Raw genomic sequence first — 2783 nt, forward strand, 5'->3', positions numbered from 1 at the left:
AGATTGTAGTCGGCAAGAACGATGTCCATTCCATTTTCAAAAAGATTCCTTTTTTGATTAATAATCTTTCCATTTGTATGAATTACAAAATTCACCATTCCGTTATATTCTTGAGAATAAAGGAAATAGTTTATTCCACCAGGAATATTAACTTTTTTGAAAATCTCTTCATAATCTGTATAATGAACCAACTGAATCATATGTGGGCGTTCTTTTAGAAACTTCCTGAGTTTTGGGAAATATCCAGCTTGTTCACCACCGACAAACCAGCGGGATGGAGTTATAAGAGATACAAATTTAGGTTTAGCATTTATTGCACTGATGATAAAGTCTGGGAAAATCTGTTTTGAAGAACCTGTATTGTTATCTTCTTTTTGAACTATCTCTGTATACGGCGGATTTCCCACGATTGCGTCAAATTCCATTTTTCCATTTCCTTTTTTCCAGAAGTTTTCTGATGTCACGTCTTTTATGAACGAGTCGCTTTTGTTCTTTAAATCGTTTACCAGATGGTCAAAAGCGTGAGCGTTGATTTTTGTGTTTGTAAAACCACTGAGAGTTCTTTGCGTAATTGCCTTTGCCATCGGAGTTTTGCAGATTACAAAAATGTTTTCGCGTATTGTTTCTTCCCAAAGGGCATTTTCATCCATTTGCGGATGAAGGCTCTGTTTTGCTCTGAAAATCGAATAAGCACAGTAAAGCGGATATAGACCTGTCTTTGAGTTGATTTCCAGAATCTTTGCTTCGCTGTTGCCGAGTGTTTTTTCTGTCACATCTTTTACATCAATAAAGTGCGAGCTTTCATTTTCGCCTAGAGTGTTTTCATAATCTTTGTCAAAGAAAGACCATCCACCAAGACAGTCACCCATGTGCATATTTACAACTCGCCAAGGAGTCAAAACTGTTTCTTTGTCTGGATTTCTAAAATAAGAGAAAATCTCTGCAATCTTTCTTGTGCGCTCTGTTACATTCAGTTTGTCTGCTGCTAAAACAAGATTACGAATTCTTTTTCCTGCTGCAATGAAAACATCTTCATCATAGTATTTTTCAAAGTCAGCGAAGTTTTCTTTTGTAACACCATGTGGCATGAACTCTTCCCAGGAAGTATCGTCCACAAGCTCCACAAACTTTTTAAGAGTAATATCTTCTGTAATCGGGATTTCATCTCCATTCTTTCCTCTTGCTCCGTAAATCAAAAGCGGCATACGAATAGAAATTCCGCGAAGAATGCTGATCGCGGTCTGTCTCTGCTTTTTTGCTTCCAAAAGTTTTTCTTTTAACGCCTGCTCTTCTGGTGTAAGTTCTGGCTTTACACGTTTTTCCGGTTGAGATGTAGACTGCTGATATTCTTCTTCAGTTAGCCCCTGTTTGTTTACATCAATTTTGTCACCGGCTTTATTTGCTTTTGTCTGCCCGATGATTGCCTGTAAATCTTTGAATTTCTCAAGCTCAACTTTGGAAAGTTTTAATAAGTCGTCATTGTAAAAGCTTGCATCGTCAAAACCTTTGCTTACGGCACGTTCTGCATAAGCTGATTTCAATTGCTGGAGAAGACTGTTTACTTTGTACGGCTTCATCGTACTACCTTCAATTCCAATTACAGGACAGAAGTTAAGAAATTCTCCAAGACGATTCTTGTCATCAACTTTAGTTTTTCCAACTTTTGTATTTAGTGTTACAGCATCAGCAACCATTTTAAGGGTTCTATCCGGTGCAAAATCAAAAACATAGGCACAGGTCTTGCTTTTTCCGTATTCGTTGCAAGGAGTCTGCACGCGGAATATTGTCTGTAAATATCCAGCGGCTTTTGTAGAATATGTTCCATAAAGCATGAACACGGAAGTCCACTGTTTTACGCTTACGCCAGTTGTGAGTTTTCCACAACTTAATGTGATTGTGTAGCCATCTTCTCCTGCATTTTTTATTGCTTTACGTACTGCTTCAAGTGCTTCCCCTGTCGGGTCTTCTGGATCTCCGTCTCCAGCTACATTTACCACATTGAAACTACAGAACACAGAATGCTTTTCAAGCAAATGTTGCAATGCAAGAGCTTCTTTTACTCCTGGAACCATCCATAGTGTATGATGAAAAAGATTTATGTATTCAGGACAACTGAAAGGATAAAGGCTTTCTTTGTCCTGCTTAGTAAGAAGATTCAAAAAGTCATTCACATTCTTTTCGTGTACAAATGAACCAGTTTCATCTGTGCGGAAAAACTCTGCAAAGTTAAACGCCTTATCTCCCACATCAACGAAATCACCTTTAATGAGTTTCCCCAAGTCGTAAGTGTACATCCGCATTTCAGGCAAATCTGAATATGGGTTGGAATCGCCAAAATGAGTTTCTTCCCACTCCTGCTTTGCCCGCTGCTCCATCACATAATCCCATGTGAAAACGCTATCATCGTCATCTTCGTAATTTGAAAGAATGTTAAATGGAGTGCCTGAAAGTTCCAGAAGTTTTGTTCCCTTTTCTGGCTTGAACAAAATGCTCTTTACTTTATCACCAAGTTCTGTAGTTGTGCCTTCGTGGGCTTCATCAATTATTACACAGTCCCAATCAATGTTAAACACATCATCGTTTTTATCAAACTTTCCGCCTACGATTTTTGAACCGCGCAAATCCTGAATCGAAGCAAAGTAGATGTAGTGTTTTTTATCTCTTTTGAACGTTTTTTCAAGGTCAGAGATTTCTATTCCGCTCTTTTTTGAGCCGTATCTGTATTTATCTTCTTTTGTAAAAATCTTTCCAAAGTCTTCATGCCAGCCGTCATCAACAACAGG

The 2783-nt window shown here is 38.2% G+C and carries 1 protein-coding gene; it reads right to left on the reverse strand.

All coding sequences use genetic code 11. The features are described from left to right. Window positions 1–2783, reverse strand: a 2783-nt coding sequence (locus ACKI5B_RS05740) for an Eco57I restriction-modification methylase domain-containing protein (RefSeq protein WP_407426715.1), incomplete at both ends; no start/stop codon positions are given.

This window comes from Treponema sp. (assembly GCF_045657965.1).
Taxonomy (GTDB): domain Bacteria; phylum Spirochaetota; class Spirochaetia; order Treponematales; family Treponemataceae; genus Treponema_D.